Source organism: Kitasatospora sp. NPDC056651, assembly GCF_042792155.1.
GTDB lineage: Bacteria > Actinomycetota > Actinomycetes > Streptomycetales > Streptomycetaceae > Kitasatospora.
Window position 1 is genome coordinate 1 of the sequence record NZ_JBHTWX010000004.1, and the last position, 15,612, is coordinate 15,612.

The 15,612-nt window shown below is 70.1% G+C and carries 13 protein-coding genes and 1 rRNA gene; 2 read left to right on the forward strand and 12 right to left on the reverse strand.

Features of this window, described 5'->3' with window-relative positions; translation table 11 throughout:
* Positions 1-92, reverse strand: a 16S ribosomal RNA gene (locus tag ACFRAR_RS03335); the annotation flags it as partial.
* Positions 93-717: 625 nt separating this feature from the next.
* The gene (gene tyrS / locus ACFRAR_RS03340; protein ID WP_380694489.1) at positions 718-1,986 is read right to left on the reverse strand and encodes a tyrosine--tRNA ligase; all 1,269 of its coding nucleotides are present in this window, start codon (positions 1,984-1,986) and stop codon (positions 718-720) included.
* Positions 1,987-2,300: 314 nt separating this feature from the next.
* Here tyrS and ACFRAR_RS03345 point away from each other — a divergent pair, with 314 nt between their 5' ends.
* Positions 2,301-2,831: an HNH endonuclease gene (locus tag ACFRAR_RS03345; protein ID WP_380694234.1), complete on the forward strand. Its 531-nt coding sequence runs from the start codon at positions 2,301-2,303 to the stop codon at positions 2,829-2,831.
* 115 nt (positions 2,832-2,946) lie between these two features.
* Here the strand turns inward: ACFRAR_RS03345 and ACFRAR_RS03350 are convergent, their stop codons facing one another.
* From ACFRAR_RS03350 to ACFRAR_RS03380, 7 genes are all read right to left on the reverse strand, one after another.
* Entirely contained in the window at positions 2,947-4,920 is a 1,974-nt protein-coding gene (locus ACFRAR_RS03350) for a PQQ-binding-like beta-propeller repeat protein (protein WP_380694236.1), read from the reverse strand.
* A gap of 122 nt (positions 4,921-5,042) precedes the next feature.
* On the reverse strand, positions 5,043-5,348 hold the full coding sequence (locus ACFRAR_RS03355; protein ID WP_380694238.1) for a 4a-hydroxytetrahydrobiopterin dehydratase: 306 nt from the start codon (positions 5,346-5,348) through the stop codon (positions 5,043-5,045).
* A 64-nt stretch (positions 5,349-5,412) separates the two neighbouring features.
* Entirely contained in the window at positions 5,413-5,592 is a 180-nt protein-coding gene (locus ACFRAR_RS03360; RefSeq protein ID WP_380694241.1) for a DUF1272 domain-containing protein, read from the reverse strand.
* A gap of 38 nt (positions 5,593-5,630) precedes the next feature.
* Positions 5,631-6,389, reverse strand: coding sequence for a sulfite exporter TauE/SafE family protein (locus ACFRAR_RS03365; RefSeq protein ID WP_380694243.1), 759 nt, complete (start codon positions 6,387-6,389; stop codon positions 5,631-5,633).
* A 184-nt stretch (positions 6,390-6,573) separates the two neighbouring features.
* Positions 6,574-7,623 carry an SPFH domain-containing protein gene (locus ACFRAR_RS03370; RefSeq protein WP_380694245.1) on the reverse strand — a complete coding sequence of 350 codons (1,050 nt, stop codon included), beginning with the start codon at positions 7,621-7,623 and terminating at the stop codon, positions 6,574-6,576.
* Between the two features lie 10 nt (positions 7,624-7,633).
* Positions 7,634-8,056, reverse strand: a complete 423-nt coding sequence (locus tag ACFRAR_RS03375) for an NfeD family protein (protein ID WP_380694247.1) — start codon at positions 8,054-8,056, stop codon at positions 7,634-7,636.
* Between the two features lie 120 nt (positions 8,057-8,176).
* The gene (locus tag ACFRAR_RS03380) at positions 8,177-8,968 is read right to left on the reverse strand and encodes an ABC transporter ATP-binding protein (protein WP_316526946.1); all 792 of its coding nucleotides are present in this window, start codon (positions 8,966-8,968) and stop codon (positions 8,177-8,179) included.
* A gap of 150 nt (positions 8,969-9,118) precedes the next feature.
* Between ACFRAR_RS03380 and ACFRAR_RS03385 the strand changes: the two genes are divergently transcribed.
* A complete protein-coding gene (locus ACFRAR_RS03385) occupies positions 9,119-9,922 on the forward strand; it encodes a hypothetical protein (RefSeq protein WP_380694250.1) in 804 nt (267 codons plus the stop codon).
* A 1,015-nt stretch (positions 9,923-10,937) separates the two neighbouring features.
* Here the strand turns inward: ACFRAR_RS03385 and ACFRAR_RS03390 are convergent.
* The 3 genes from ACFRAR_RS03390 to ACFRAR_RS03400 form a co-directional block, all read right to left on the reverse strand.
* Complete coding sequence (locus ACFRAR_RS03390) at positions 10,938-11,594, reverse strand: response regulator (RefSeq protein WP_380694253.1); 657 nt, start codon at positions 11,592-11,594, stop codon at positions 10,938-10,940.
* Positions 11,587-12,684: a GAF domain-containing sensor histidine kinase gene (locus tag ACFRAR_RS03395; protein WP_380694490.1), complete on the reverse strand. Its 1,098-nt coding sequence runs from the start codon at positions 12,682-12,684 to the stop codon at positions 11,587-11,589. Before ACFRAR_RS03395 ends, ACFRAR_RS03390 begins: the two co-directional genes overlap by 8 nt.
* Positions 12,685-12,956: 272 nt before the next feature.
* Positions 12,957-15,584: an FHA domain-containing protein gene (locus tag ACFRAR_RS03400; protein ID WP_380694255.1), complete on the reverse strand. Its 2,628-nt coding sequence runs from the start codon at positions 15,582-15,584 to the stop codon at positions 12,957-12,959.
* Between the last annotated feature and the right edge of the window lie 28 nt (positions 15,585-15,612).

Genomic DNA, 15,612 nt, shown 5'->3' on the forward strand with positions numbered 1-15,612 from the left:
CTGATCCACCCCGAAGGGCTTCACCGTTCGACTTGCATGTGTTAAGCACGCCGCCAGCGTTCGTCCTGAGCCAGGATCAAACTCTCCGTGAATGTTTACTCGGCCCCGCAATCAAGCAGAGCCGGTCCACACTCGCGTTGAGCGGCACGGCAACCACCGGAATAGGGTGATCCCGCGCACTGCGTCCTCGCTAGTGTTTGTTTCAAAAGGAATCTCCAACCCCAGTCGCAATGACCGAGGCCGGGGATGTCAACATATCTGGCGTTGACTTTTGGCACGCTGTTGAGTTCTCAAGGAACGGACGCTTCCTTCGGACTGCCTTCCAGCAGGCCCTCCGGGCTTCGTTCTTTCGTGTTTCCAGCTTATCAGATGTTTTCCGCTCCGTTTTCCGGAGTTTCATTCATCGGATTTCCCGAGCTAGCCGGGCTCGCTTTCGCGACGTCCACCACATTAGCGCATTCCGAGTTTCATTCGAAATTCACTCCCGCTCCTGTTGGCGGCTACGCCAACGACCCCATCTTCATGGGGATCAGAGTGAGAGTTGGTCTTGCTGAATGGGGTGGCCGCTCCAGCGACTCGTTCAACACTAGGCCACCCGGACGACATCGTCAAACGTCGAGGGCCGGATCTGTCCAGATCCGGCCCTCGGAGCTCTGAATCACAGGTCAGAGCAGGTGTGTTTTGGCCAGGCATCAGCCTGACCGGTTCATCGACCGGTCAGCCGGCGGTGACCAGTTCCACCGCCGCGAGGTTTCGCTTGCCGCGCCGCAGCACGAGCCAGCGACCGTGCAGCAGGTCGGCCTCGGTCGGCGCCGCCTCCTCGTCCGTCACCTTGACGTTGTTGAGGTAGGCGCCACCCTCCTTGACCGTCCGGCGGGCGGCCGAGCGGCTCGGCGAGAGACCAACGGCGACCAGCAGGTCGACCACCGACTGGAGTTCGGACACCTCGGCCTTCGGGACCTCGGCCAGGGCTGCCGCCAGGGTCGGGGCCTCCAGATCGGCCAGGTCGCCCTGGCCGAACAGCGCCCTGGACGCGGCGACCGCGCGCTCGTACTGCTCCGCACCGTGGACCAGCGTGGTGAGCTCCTCGGCGAGGGCGCGCTGGGCGAGACGAGCAGCGGGGCGCTCGGTGGTCTCGCGCTCCAACTCCTCGATCTCCTCCTTCGAGTGGAAGCTGAAGATCCGCAGGAAGTTGGGGACGTCCCGGTCGTCCGCGTTCAGCCAGAACTGGTAGAAGGCGTACGGGGTGGTCAGCTCGGGGTCGAGCCAGACCGTTCCGGACTCGGTCTTGCCGAACTTGGTGCCGTCGGCCTTGACGATCAGCGGCGTGGCGAGCGCGTGGACGGACTTGCCGTCGGCCTTGCGGATCAGGTCCGCACCGGCGGTCAGGTTGCCCCACTGGTCGCTGCCACCGGTCTGCAGGGCGCAGCCGTAGCGGCGGTTCAGCTCCAGGTAGTCCATGCCCTGGAGGATCTGGTAGCTGAACTCGGTGTAGCTGATGCCGGCGTCGGAGTTGAGCCGTCGGGCGACGGCCTCCTTCGCGATCATGTTGTTGACCCGGAAGTACTTGCCCACGTCGCGCAGCAGGCTGATCGCCGACATCCCGGACGTCCAGTCCAGGTTGTTGACCATGCGGGCCGCGTACGGGCCCTCGAAGTCGAGGAAGCGCGAGATCTGGCCACGCAGGCGCTCGACCCAGCCGGCCACCGTCTCGGGATCGTTGAGCACGCGCTCGGCGGTGGGCTTCGGGTCACCGATCAGGCCCGTGGCGCCGCCGACCAGACCGAGCGGGAGGTTCCCCGCCTGCTGGATGCGGCGCATGGTGAGGATCTGGACCAGGTTGCCGAGGTGCAGGCTGGGGGCCGTCGGGTCGAAGCCGCAATAGAACGTGACCGGGCCGTCCGCGAACGCCTTGCGCAGTGCGTCCTCGTCAGTGGACAGGGCGATCAGCCCACGCCACCGCAGCTCGTCGACGATGTCCGTCACGGTCACGCTTCTCCTTCGATCGGGCGCCCGCCCGGCGACGGCCCGGTTCGATCGGGCCCCGGGTCGGTACGACTCCAGCCTGATAGAGCCTACGCGGTTCCTGCCAGCGAGTTTTCCCCGAGGCACCCCCGAGACAGTCGCAACGCGCCCCTTCGGACACCCCGTCCGCTCCCCCGGTCCCCTCTCCGATACCGGAAATTCCGTTGTTCGACGGCTGCGGGCCCATTCAGAGTGGTTCCACCGCCGTGCGGCGGCAGTGACGTGTGTGGAGACGGTCGTGCCGCCGTGGCACGCCCGCGGGAAGGGTGTGCCGAGTGCGCAACACGCTGGTTCTGAACGCGAGCTACGAGCCCTTGACGACGGTGTCGCTCCAGCGCGCCGTCGTCCTGGTGCTCCAGGACAAGGCGGTGGTGGAGCAGGCGCACCCGCTGCGCTCGATCCGCGGTACGGGCGTGGTCGTCCCGGTGCCACGGGTGATCAGACTGCAACGGTACGTACGGGTGCCGTTCCGACAACAGGCTCCGTGGTCGAGGCGAGGTGTCCTGGCCCGTGACCAGCACCTGTGCGCGTACTGCGGCCGGCGGGCCACCACGGTGGACCACCTCCAGCCCAGGTCCCGCGGTGGTGCGGACAGCTGGTTGAACACTGTGGCCGCGTGCGCGGAGGACAACCAGCGCAAGGCGGACCGCACGCCGGAGCAGGCGGGGATGAAACTGCTCCGCCGCCCGTTCGTACCGACGCCGCAGGCCAGCCTGATGCTGGCGCTCGGTCTGCGCGGCTCGGAGGTCCGGGACCTCGCCGACTGGCTGCCGGCCGTACCGGGCCGACCCGTCTCGGCGGCCTGAGGTTCCAGCGGGATCGAGAGTTCTCTCGACGTGATCGTGCTCTAGCGGTGAGAACGGCGGCGGGCGGGAAGGCGGTGGTGCGAGAAGGGCGGCAGGTCCGGGAGGCCGGACGGCCTCAGCCCTTCGCCTGGTAGCCCGCCGCCGTGCCGTAGTTGGCCGAGTGCTCGGGCACCACGACCACCTGGCCGCCGCCGATCAGCACCCGTCCGGAGATCAGCAGCGAGCCGGTGCCCGGCGGGAAGTTTCCGCCGGTCGCCTCCTCGCCGCCGACCAGGGGGAACCTGCTGAGGCGGGCGGGCTGGTCTCGGCGCTCGTCGGCGGCGAGCACCAGCGATCCGCCGTCGATGCCGACCGCCCGGGCGGCGCCCTTGGCGGCCGTCGGCGCTTTCCAGCGCTGCTTGCCGGTGTCCAGGTCGTAGCCGACCGCGGACACCGGTCCGCCGCCGCTCGGCGGGCCGATGGTGGTGACCATCGTGCGGCCTACGAAGTACACGCCGGGAGTGGCCGAAAACGCACCGTGCGCGACGTCCAGCCGGCCGCCGTCGACGGCCACGGGGATCTCGGCGGCCGGGTCGCCGGCCGCGCCCCAGGCGAACACCCGGTCGTTCTCGGGCTTCTCCCCGGTGGTGAGCACCACGGCCGGCTCGGCGGAGAGCACCGTCACCGTCTTCGGCTGGTTGTTCAGGCCCCGCCACCAGCTGACCTTGCCGTCCGCGACGTTCAGCGCGACGGCCTGGTCGGCGGGGGTCGAATCGGCACAGGAGGAGGCGACGAGCACGGTCTTGCCGCTGACGCCCCCGGAGAGGGTGCAGAACTTGCCCTGCCCGGTGTACTGCCAGACGTCCTTCCCGTCCGTCGCCTCCAAGGCCAGCGCCCGGTCGTCGCCGATGGCGACCACCTTGTCCTCGGTGACACCCACTCGGGCGGAATAGGTGCCCTTGGTGTCCGAGAGGGTCTTGGTCCATACGGTCTTGCCGGTCTTGGTGTCCACGGCGGCCAGCAGCGTGCAGGGGGTCTTCGGATCGGCCTGCGGACGGAACAGCGCCGCTCCCAGGCCCGCCTGGTTCACCCCGGCCGACAGCCCGCACGGGACGGCCCCGGCCGCCGGCGGCTCCACCGACCAGGTCGGCTTGCCGTTCTCCCGGTCGTACGCGTGCACCCCGGAGCCGTCGGCCCGCACCACGGCGTCGGCCAGCAGCCAACTGCCGATCAGCGTGTCGTCGCCCGCGGACGCACCGGCCGCGGCGGGCTGCGCGGCCCACGCCCGGTTGTGCGCCACCGCGAAGCCCGGCTCGCCGCCGCTGCTCGCCGCCGCGCTGCCGCCGCTCTCGGCACCGACCATCAGCCCCGCTCCCACCAGCACGCCCAGCGCGGCCACCCCGGCGCCGGTCCGCACCAGCAGGGCCCTGCGACTGGGCACGTGCTCCCCGGTCAGCACCGCGTCGGCGGCCTTCCGGGCCGTGGCGGAGAGCGATGAGCCGGAACCGGAACGCGAGCGGGAACCACCGTCGGCACCTCGCCGAGCAGCGGCCCGCGACGGCGCGACGGGCTCGGCCGGGAGCCCGGAGGGCTGCTCCGGAGACGTCACCTCGGGCTTCTCCGGACCGGGGGCGGACGCCGCCCCGACCTCCTCGATGCGCACGTAGCCGTCCGCCGAGTACTCCGCGCCCTCCGGGAGGTACAGGCCCTCCCCGGCCGGCTGCCCGGAGCCGACGTACGGCGCGTAGGGCTGGTTCTGCTGCCCGTGGTCCGGGTACTGCGGATACGGCTGGTACTGCTCCTGGCCGACGTACTGGTTCTGGACGTGGCCGCCCTCGGCATAGCCCGTCCAGCCGTATCCACTCTGGTCGTAACCGGCCTGGTCGTAGCCGGTGTACCCGTGTCCGTGGACGTCTTGGCCGTACGGCGGCAGCTGCTGCTGCCCGTACTCGACCGAGTCGTAGGCCGACTGTTGCGGCCACTGCGTCGACTGCTGCGGTGTCTGCTCCTGCTCGGAGTGCCCGCCGTATCCGCCGTGCTGCCAGTCCGGGTGGCCTTGAGACTGCCCCGTCTGCTGGGAGTGGGCGTCTCCGAAGGGCTCCTGCGCCATCCGTTCCGTCCCTCCCGAACCCGCCAGTCTGCCTGCCGATGCGGCAGTCAGCATCTCACGCCCACCCGAAGGCGCGGGCCCGGCCCTCCACCGTACGGTCCACAGCTCTCGGTCGGACCGCGTCAGACCGCCGACTCCGCGTGCAGGGCCTCGTCGATCCGGGCGGCGAGAGTGAAGTCCAGACCGGTGAGGCCGCCGGCGCTGTGGGTGGACAGGACGAATCGCAGCGTGCGCCAGCGGATGTCGATGTCGGGGTGGTGGTCGAGTGCCTCGGCCTGCTCGGCGACGGCGACGACCACCCGGATCGCCGCCGGGAAGTCCGGGGCGTCGGCGTCGCGCGAGATGCTGTCGCCCTCCCGCGTCCACCGGGGCAGTGCCGCCAGGGCCGCCGTGATCTCGTCCTCGTTCAGCCGTGCCCTGCTGCTCATCTCCGCGCTCCTGGTGGCTCGTCGGTCAGGGGGCCAGGACTCCCGGGTGCTCGGAATTCCTGGGTCAGGCGGCCTTCCGGCGCGGACGGGCCACCAGCTCGCCTCCGCAGTTGGGGCAGGTGGCGGCCATGGCTTCGGTGCAGTCCGGACAGAAGGTGCACTCGTAGGAACATATCGAGGCGGGGCTTTCGGCTGTCAGCGACACCGCGCAGCGCTCGCAGGTCTCACGCATCTCCAGAGCCATGACGCATTCCTCCGATTCCCAGCCAGGCTGACAGTCGTTCAATTCACCACCAGCTTGGTGACGGCCGCGAGGCCGACCACCACGATGACAACGCGCAAGGCGGTCGGCGGGAGACGACGGCCGACCTTGGCGCCGACCAGGCCGCCGACCAACGAGCCCGCCGCGATCAGGCCGGCCGCGGCCCAGTTCACGGTCGACGTGAACAGGAAGAAGAGCGCGGCAACGCCGTTGACGATCATCGCCAGGGCGTTCTTCACCGCGTTGATCCGCTGGAGGTCCTCCTGGAGCAGCATGCCCATCAGAGCCATCAGCAGCACGCCCTGCGCGGCGCCGAAGTAGCCGCCGTAGATGCCGGTGAGGAACACCCCGACCAACAGCACCGGGCTGCCGTCCGGGTCCCTACCGGGGCGGCGACGGGCGGCGACGGCCTTGGCCACCCGGGGCTGGATCATCACCAGGACGAGCGCGAGCAGGATCAGCACCGGGACGATCGCGTCGAATGCCCCGTTCGGCAACTTGATCAACAGCAGCGCGCCGACCAGTCCCCCGAGCAGCGACGCGCTGCCCATGCGCAGCACGCGGCGACCCTGACCGGACAGCTCACGGCGGTAGCCGATCACACCGCTGAGCGACCCGGGCACCAGACCGAAGGAGTTGGAGACGTTGGCCGTGACCGGCGGGATGCCCACGGCGAGCAGAACCGGGAAGGTGATCAGAGTGCCGGAGCCGACGATCACATTGATCATCCCGGCGCCGACACCGGCCACCAGAACGGCGATCGACTCCCAGAGCGTCATGGGTCACCTCTCCTCTCGGTCCTGTCCGAGGGGATCATGCCGGACCGCCCGGCGGGCCGACCAGAGCCGCCCACGTTTCGGGACACACGCCACAGTGCCCCGGCCCGTGCGCTTCGGCACCGCGAGAGGCCGAGGGCCCGCCACCTCTCGGCGACGGGCCCTCAACGAAGCACGATCCGAACGATCACTCCGGGTCGATCTTCGGGTATTCACGCACCGGGTCCACCCGGGGGCGGGCGGCACCCTTCTCGGTGTCGACCGGACGCGGGCCGGACGCCGGGTCGAGCGGCACCTGGGTGGCCGCCGGGGCCGTCTGCGGCACGCTGGGCGCGGCGACCGCGCCACCGTTCATCCCGCCGTTGCCGGTCAGGCCGGTGAACGCGCCACCGAGGCCCTTGAGCGCGTCGCCGACCTCGCTGGGGATGATCCAGAGCTTGTTGGAGTCTCCCTTGGCCAGCTCGGGCAGGGTCTGGAGGTACTGGTAGGCGAGCAGCTTCTGGTCGGCGTCGCCGTCGTGGATGGCCTCGAAGACCGTACGGATCGCGGCCGCCTCACCGTCCGCGCGCAGGACCGCGGCCTGCGCCTCACCCTCGGCCTTGAGCACTTCGGCCTGCTTCTCACCTTCGGCCTTGAGGATCTGGGCCTGGCGCTGACCTTCGGCGGTGAGGATCGCGGCGCGCTTGTCCCGGTCGGCGCGCATCTGCTTCTCCATCGAGTCCTGGATGGAGGTCGGCGGCTCGATCGCCTTCAGCTCGACGCGGTTGACCCGGATGCCCCACTTGCCGGTGGCCTCGTCCAGGACGCCGCGCAGACCGGCGTTGATGACCTCGCGCGAGGTCAGGGTGGACTCGAGGTCCATCGAGCCGATGATGTTGCGCAGGGTGGTGACGGTCAGCTGCTCGATCGCCTGGATGTAGCTGGCGACCTCGTACGTCGCGGCCCGGGCGTCGGTCACCTGGTAGTAGATGACGGTGTCGATATTGACGACCAGGTTGTCCTGGGTGATCACCGGTTGCGGCGGGAACGGCACGACCTGCTCGCGCAGGTCGATCCGGTTGCGGACGCGGTCGATGAACGGGACGACGATGTTCAGCCCTGCGTTGAGCGTCCGGGTGTAGCGGCCGAAGCGCTCCACGATCGCGGCGCTGGCCTGCGGGATGACCTGGATCGTCTTGATCAGCGCGATGAAGGCCACCACGACCAGGACGACCAAAACGATAAGGACGGGTTCCACGGACTCTCCCCTAGACGACCAGGGCGGTCGCGCCCTGGATTTCGACGACGTCGACCTGCTGCCCAGGTTCGTACACCTGGCCCGGGTGGAGCGCACGGGCCGACCAGATCTCGCCGTTCAGCTTGATCCGCCCGCCCTCCCCGTCGACGGTTTCCGCGACGACCGCGGTGGCGCCCTGGAGCGCCTCGATGCCCATCTTGACCTGCGGACCCTTCTCCAGCTGCCGGCGGGCGATCGGGCGGACGAAGACCACCATCGCGGTCGAGACCGCGACGAAGGCCAGGGTCTCCAGGACCACTCCGCCACCCAGTGCCGCCACGCCGGCGGCGAACAGAGCGCCGACCGCGAACATGGCGAACTCCGGCACGGCGGTGAGCACCAGCGGTATGCCAAGCGCTGCGGCGGCCAAGAGCCACCAAATCCAGCTGTCCACACGTCCATCCTAGGGAGCGAAGGCCTTCGAAGCGGACAGTTCCCGCAGGTCGAGCGGTGGAAACCGGTCGCGCGTGCGACCGGCTTCCGACAGCCTTCCGAATGCCGGGCGGACTGGGCCTCAGCCCAGCGGCAGGCCCTGGGCCGACCAGCGGTCCCCGTGCCGCTCCAGGGTGAGCGGCAGTCCGAAGCACTTTGAGAGGTTCCGGGCGGTCAGCTCGGTGTCGATGGGACCGGCCGTGAGCACCTTCCCCTGGCGAATCATCAGGACGTGAGTGAAGCCCGGCGCGATCTCCTCGACGTGGTGGGTGACCATCGCCATCGCCGGGGCGAACTCGTCCTGGGCGAGCGCGCCGAGCCGGCGGACCAGGTCCTCCCGGCCGCCGAGGTCCAGACCGGCGGCGGGCTCGTCGAGCAGCAGCAGCTCGGGGTCGGTCATCAGGGCTCGAGCGATCAGGGTGCGCTTGCGCTCGCCCTCGGAGAGGGTGCCGAACTTGCGGCCAGTGAGATTGGCCATACCGAGGCGGTCGAGCAGAGCGAGGGCGCGGGCCTCGTCCGACTGCTCGTAGCTCTCCTGCCAGCTGACCGTCATGCCGTAGGCCGCGGTGAGCACGGTCTGGAGCACCGTCTGCTCGGCGGGCAGCTTGTCGAACATGGCGGCACCAGCCAGACCGATCCGGGAGCGCAGTTCGAAGACATCGATCTCACCGAGCTTCTCACCCAGGACCGTGACCTTGCCCGAGGTCGGGAACAGGTACGACGAGGCGATCTGCAGCAGCGTGGTCTTGCCGGCGCCGTTCGGGCCCAGAATGACCCAGCGCTCGCCCTCGGAGATGGACCACGAGACCTGGTCGACCAGCGCGCGCCCCTCCCGGACCACGGATACGTCCACCAGCTCCAGCACGTCGCTCATGCCTATGCCTTCCCCAAAAAACAAGATTCTCGGCCGTCGGTGCGGGCGGCGAGCCTACTCCGGCAGCCGGTGGGCACGGGGTGGGTGCGCCGCACACGCATGGGCAAACCTACGCCACGCGGATGACCGCCGATTCCGTAGGCTGGCCGGATGCTCGCGACTCCTGCCGACAATCCGTACGAAGAGCCCCGTTCGGGGCGGCTCACCGCATGGGGCAACGCCCTGCTGGCAGGTCTGGTGCCTCCGGACGACGCCGCTACGGCCGTCTTGGGCGGGGACGAGTCCCACCGGGTGGCCGGGCTGCCGGGTGACGAGCCCGGCGACCGGCATGGGCTGACCTGGGCGCTGGGGCGGCTTCGGGTGCTCGGTGTGAAGGGCCTGCGTCTCGCGCTGCCCTCAGCCGGGCATCCCCTCGGGCTGACCGGCCCGCAGGCCTTCAACGAGCGGGCCATGGGTTCGGGCGAGGCCGTCCTGGCCGTGGGCGCACCGCTCGGGCTGGTGCCGGAGGTGGAGGTGTACGGCCCGGTCGGCGATCGCTCGGCCACCGTGCTGTGGCGCTGTTACGAGGTCAACGACACACCGCCGGCCGATGTACCGTCGCTGCACGAGGCCGAACGTGAGCTGGCGGACGGGCTGCGAGAGGCAACCGTCATGCTCACCCGTCTCGACGTGGCCGGTGCCGGGCCCGAGGCCCTGCGTGCCCTCGACGCTTACCGCCGTCGAGGCCACAGCGAGCTGCTCGCCCCCGGCTACCCGCCCCGGGCCGTTCGCGTCCTGGAGTCGGCCCGTCAGGTGGCCGCCTTGCTGTCGATCGCCTCCGGCGGGCACGGGGCTGCCGTGAGCGCCTCCGAGATGGCGGCCCGCCAATCCGCCCTGGCCCCGCTGCGGCGCACCGCCCGGCGCGCACAGGTGGCCGCCTACAACGCCCTCGTCGACGAGCGAGACGACCGCTGAGAGCTGCTGGGGCCCGGCGTCGGCGGCGAGCGCGATGACCTCCGCGCGTTCGTACCTGCCGTCGGGGCCGGCGGTCAGGTCTCCGTGCACCGTGGCGGCCGACAGCCGGCACCGGGACCACCCCGGGATTCCGGCTGTGTCCGCCGCCGAGTAGCTCTCCGCAAGCCGCCGCTCCAGAGCCTCGGCCGCAGCCCGCGCCGTCGCTGCGGCCTTGCGCACACGCTCCATGACGACATGCTCCACCGCGGTGTACGGGACAGCGGCCAGGGCCTCCCGGCTGTACGTCGGCCAGCCGCGGTATCCGCCGCAAGGACGGAGTTCTCCTGCGGCGGCGAGCCGCCTGACGTCCTCGGCGATCACCAACAGGCCGGTGGTGTGGCCCAGTACCGTGGCCGCTTTGACCGCGCCCACTGGCGGGACAGCCCCTAGAACGCGGATGATCTCCTCAGCGCGAGCGTTCAGCTGGACCTCCACGACCGCTGACCACGCACCGCTGTCGAGGTCCGGCTCGGGGATCAGTTCACGCTCCCTTGCCAGGTTGAACTGCCAACGCCGCATCCGCAGTCGGCGCCTCAACAGCTCAGGCCCATAGGACTCCCGGTCCTGGACTGTCTCCCGAGTCGATCCCGCCCGACACTCGATGCCCTCCGCTGCACGGACATCGGCTCCCGCCTGCCGGCATCCGGGCAAGGAGCCGTCGGGCCCCAGCCCTCCGCCCCCGGCAGGAGCTTTGGTGCTGGGCCTGGGCATTGGGGGTTCGTCGAACAGTCGGCACGTCAACTCAAGCTCGTCGGCCAGCACGGCAGGCCCGCACTCACGGCGCATCGCGTTCACTCGGCCCTCCCTCGGGATCGGTGTCGGCAGTCAGCCTGACACAGCCGACTGACGGCACATCACCATAATTCGGACCATCCCTGCCGAACGGCACATGCCGGACTGCCGTTTGGCGCCCGCCACGACCGAAAACCTGCCAATCGGCACGGCGTGCGCACCGGCTTTTCGCGCCCCCAGCGCACTACCCCTCTCGGGTCTCCCCGTGGCGAACAGCCCAGAGCGCCGCCTGGGTTCGGTCGGCCAGGTCCAACTTCATGAGGATGTTGGACACATGGGTCTTCACCGTCTTCTCGGAGAGGTTCAGGCTGCGCGCGATCTCCCGGTTGGAGCGGCCGTCGGCGATGTGGCCGAGCACCTCGCGCTCACGCTCGGTGAGGGTGCCGCCGCGACCCTGCGGGGCGCGCGGGCCTTCGTCCGAGAGCAGGGCTTCGGCCAGCTCGGGCTGGAGCAGGACATGGCCGGCGTGAACCGAGCGGATCGCCCCGGCCAGCGCTTCCGGGTCCACGTCCTTGTAGACGTAACCGGCCGCACCGGCCCGCAGAGCGGGGACCATCGTGCGGTGCTCGGTGAAGCTGGTGACGATGAGGATCCTGGCCCGGCTGCCCTCCCCTTTGAGCGTGCGCAGCGCCTCGATGCCGTCGACGCCCGGCATCTTGAGGTCCATCAACACGACATCGGGGTCGAGCTCACGCGCCCGCTCGACGCCTTCTGCCCCATCGGCCGCCTCCCCGACCACCTCGATGTCGTCCTGGACCTCCAGGAAGGTGCGCAGCCCACGCCGGACCACCTGGTGGTCGTCGACCAGTAGGACGCGGATCGACGGTGTGCTCTCAGGCACCGGGGACCTCCATCTCGACGAGCGTCCCCCGGCCGGGGGCCGATTCCAGGGTGAGCGTGCCGCCGACGGCGGACGCGCGGTCGCGCATCGAGGCCAGGCCCAGATGGCGGCCGGCTCGACGAACGGACTCCGGATCGAAGCCACGCCCGTCGTCGTGCACCCGCAGCACTGCGCCGCGTGTGGGCGTCCCGGACAGGGTGACGATGACCCGTCGGGCGTCGGAGTGCCGCAGCGCGTTGTGCAGCGCCTCCTGCGCGACCCGTAGCAGTGCGGCCTCCTGGGCGGGTGGCAGCGCCCGGACGCCGTCGGCGGTGAAGGTGACGTCGGCGGCGTGCGCCCGGTCGAGGACCTGGACCTGGGAGGCGAGGGTGGCGCTCAGCCCGTCCTCCTCCAGCGCTGCGGGACGCAGCTCGACAACGACGGCACGTAGTTCGTCGGCGGCCTCCGCGGCCAGCCTGGCGACTTCGGCGAGTTCAGCGCGTGCCCTGGCCGGGTCGCGGTCGACGAGCTTAGCGGCGGCCTTGGCGGTGAGCCGGAGCGAGAAGAGTTTCTGCGAGACGGCGTCGTGCAGATCGTGGGCGATCCGGGCGCGCTCACCGGCCAGTGTGAGTTCGCGGCTGCGTTCGTACAGTCGGGCGTTGGACAGGGCGAGAGCAGCGTGCGCGGCAAGGATCCGCAACAGCTCTTCGTCGTGGTCGGTGAAGAGGCCGCCGCCACGCTTGTTGGCGAGGTAGATGACGCCCATCACCTGTGGCTCGTCCTCGGCCGCGTCGGTGTCCAGGATCGGCATGCCGAGGAAGGCGTCCATGTCCGGGTGGGCTTCGGGCCACCCTTCGAAGGCGGGTGCCGTGCGGACGTCCACGAGCCGGGTGGGCCCGGTCTCGTGCAGCATCGCGGCGAGGACTCCGTGTTGCCTGGGCAGTGGGCCGATCGCCCGCCACTGCTCGTCGGTGACGCCGTCCACCACGAACTGGGCGAAGCCACCGTGGTCGTCGGGCACGCCCAAGGCCGCGTACTCGGCGCCGAGCAGGCCTCGGGCGGAGGCGGTGATGCGGCGCAGCACCTCGCGGACCTCCAGGTGCCGGCTCATGGCGAGCAGCGCCTGGCTGACGGCCTCGATCCCCGCCAAGCAGGGTTCGCAGGCGGGCAGCGGGCCCTGGTAGGCCCGGTGGTCTCCGGTGGTGCTGGACATACCGCCAAACTACCGCCGCCGCGAGGACCGCCGCGTCCGTCCACGGCCGCCCCGGGCCCAGGTCCGGGGACCTAGGCCGCAGGGCCCGCCCGGAGCGGTACGAGACCACCCGAACGCCGAGGGGCGGCTCTCCCCGGTGGGAGAGCCGCCCCTCGGACCGACGTAGAAGCTCAGCCCTTCTGCATGACCTCGGGCTCGTGCCGACGCTGGAGCCGGGTCACGACGACGCCGATGACGACCGAGATGACGACCAGAACGCCCGCGTCGATCGCCCACTGGGCGACGCTGTGATTCCAGAGCGGGTCGTAGTTGGGATTCTGGAAGTCCTTGTTCCAGGGCCCCATGAGCGTGGACAGGTCGAGCGTGGTGGCGACGATGCCGGTGCCCCAGCGGGCCGGCATCAGCCACGCGCCCTGCTCCAGCCCGGGCTTGCTGAAGATCTGGAAGAGGCAGCCGGTGAAGACGACCTGGATGATGGCGAACATGACCAGCAGCGGCATGGTCTTCTCGGCGGTCTTCACCAGGGCCGAGATCATCAGGCCGAACATCATCGCGGTGAAGCTGAGCAGGATCATGCCGATGGTCATCTCGATGACCGGCAGGTTCTTCACGATCAGGCCGGTGTCGGGGAGCTTGCGCGGCAGGAAGCCGACGGCGGAGATGATGGCGCCCTGGATCACGCTGAAGAAGCCCAGCACGATGACCTTGGACATCATGTACGCCGAGCGGGAGAGCCCGGTGGCTCGTTCTCGCTCGTAGATCGCCCGTTCCTTGATCAGTTCTCGGACCGAGTTGGCCGCTCCGGAGAAACAGGCACCGATCGCGAGGATCATGATGATCGTCGCGGCCCCGCTGTTGAGATGGAGCTGTGTCTTGGGATTCGGCGCGAGCCCTGCCTCGTTCGGCACGAGCACACTGACCGCGCCGATGACGGCGGGAAGCAGCACGGACAGCGCGAGGAAACCGCGGTCCGAGGCGAGCACCGACATGTAGCGGCGCATCAGCGTCCACAGCTGCGAGCCCCAGCTCTGCGGCTTCGGCGGCCTGACGGCCTCCTGGGCGACCTGGGCGTGCTGCACCTCGCCCGCGTCCACGGTCGGCGCGGAGTACTGCTGGTAGTGCACGGAGCCCCGGTAGCGGCCGGCCCAGTCGTGGTCCGGGTAGTTCTCGAAGGCCTGGAAGACGTCCGCCCAGGTCTCGTACCCGAAGAAGTGCAGCGCCTCGTCCGGCGGGCCGAAGTAGGCCACCGAGCCGCCCGGTGCCATCACCAGCAGCCGGTCGCAGAGTGCGAGTTCGGCCACCGAGTGGGTGACGACCAGGATCGTGCGGCCGTCGTCGGCGAGGCCGCGCAGCATCTGCATGACCTCTCGGTCCATGCCCGGGTCGAGGCCCGAGGTGGGCTCGTCCAGGAAGATCAGCGAGGGCTTGGTGAGCAGTTCCAGGGCGACCGAGACGCGCTTCTGCTGGCCGCCGGAGAGCGCGGTGATCTTGTTGTCGGCGCGCTTGTCCAGGCGCAGCTCGTACAGCACCTCGTCGATCCGGGCGTCGCGCTCGCGGGCCTCGGTGTCGCCGGGGAAGCGCAGCTGGGCCGCGTACTTGAGGCCCTTCCGAACGGTGAGCTCGCGGTGCAGGATCTCGGACTGCGGCACCAGGCCGATGCGCGAGCGGAGCTCGGCGAACTGCTTGTAGAGGTTGCGGCCGTCGTAGAGGACCTCGCCGCGGTCGGCCGGGCGGTAGCCGGTGAGGGCACGCAGCAGCGTGGACTTGCCGGAGCCGGACGGGCCGATGACCGCGACCAGGGACTTCTCCGGGACGCCGAAGCTCACGTCGTTGAGCAGGATCTTCTTGCCGCCCTTGTGCTCGACCTCGACGGTCAGGTGGCGGGCGGAGAAGGAGACCTCGCCGGTGTCGACGAACTCCTGGAGCTGGTCGCCGACCAGGACGAAGCCGGAGTGGCCGACGGTCAGCCGGTCCTGCGGGCCCATCAGCTGGCGCTGCACCCGCTGGCCGTTGAGGAATATGCCGTTGTGGCTGCCGAGGTCGACGATCTCGTAGCGGCCGTCCGGGAGCTGACGCAGCTCGGCGTGGTGGCGGGAGACCTGGAGGTCGGACACCACGATGTCGTTGTCGAGCGCACGGCCGATCCGGACGGTGCGCATGGCCGACGTCAGGCTGCGGATGATGGTCGGCTGCGGCCCCCCATCGCCACCGTGCTGCGGCGGCGCCTGGAAGCCCTGCTGCGGGAAACCGCCGTGCTGGGGCTGCTGCGGCGCCGGCTGGGCCTGCGGTGGCGCGTACTGCTGCTGCGGGAACGCCGGCTGGGCCTGCGGCTGCCCCTGCCACGCCTGCTGCGGCTGCTGCTGGTGCTGCGGCTGGTACGGATCGTGCTGCGGCCAGCCCTGCTGCGGGGCGGGCTGCTGGGGCGTGGGCACCGGGCCGCGGCTGGTGACCGCCTCGTGCATCGGGGTGGCCCGCGGAGCACCGGCCTGCGGGGCGGCGACGTGCGCGGGTGCGGAAAAACCGAGCCGGGGGCCGTTCTCCGGGTTGCCGAGGTTGACCACGGCACCGGGGAACAGCTGGGCCTGCATGGTGCGGGCGCCGGCCACGTACGTGCCGTTGGTGCTGCCGTGGTCGTCCAGCTGCCAACCGCTGCCGTTGAAGCTGATGGTCCCGTGCTGCCAGGAGACCCTGGCGTCGTCGAACAGGAAGTCCGACTGCGGGTTGCGCCCGATGGTGTAGGACCGCCCGGGCTCCAGAGTCCGCTGCTGTCCGTTGATCTCTATGACGAGTTGCGGCACTGCTCGCCTGCCCCGCTCTCTCGGTTCC

What these genes read in the sequence shown, in the direction of transcription:
- ACFRAR_RS03350 (WP_380694236.1), bottom strand. Translation starts at nt 4,920, where the DNA reads ATGGCGCAGGAGCCCTTCGGAGACGCCCACTCCCAGCAGACGGGGCAG.
- ACFRAR_RS03355 (WP_380694238.1), bottom strand. Translation starts at nt 5,348, where the DNA reads ATGAGCAGCAGGGCACGGCTGAACGAGGACGAGATCACGGCGGCCCTG.
- ACFRAR_RS03360 (WP_380694241.1), bottom strand. Translation starts at nt 5,592, where the DNA reads ATGGCTCTGGAGATGCGTGAGACCTGCGAGCGCTGCGCGGTGTCGCTG.
- ACFRAR_RS03365 (WP_380694243.1), bottom strand. Translation starts at nt 6,389, where the DNA reads ATGACGCTCTGGGAGTCGATCGCCGTTCTGGTGGCCGGTGTCGGCGCC.
- ACFRAR_RS03380 (WP_316526946.1), bottom strand. Translation starts at nt 8,968, where the DNA reads ATGAGCGACGTGCTGGAGCTGGTGGACGTATCCGTGGTCCGGGAGGGG.
- ACFRAR_RS03385 (WP_380694250.1), top strand. Translation starts at nt 9,119, where the DNA reads ATGCTCGCGACTCCTGCCGACAATCCGTACGAAGAGCCCCGTTCGGGG.
- ACFRAR_RS03395 (WP_380694490.1), bottom strand. Translation starts at nt 12,684, where the DNA reads ATGAGCCGGCACCTGGAGGTCCGCGAGGTGCTGCGCCGCATCACCGCC.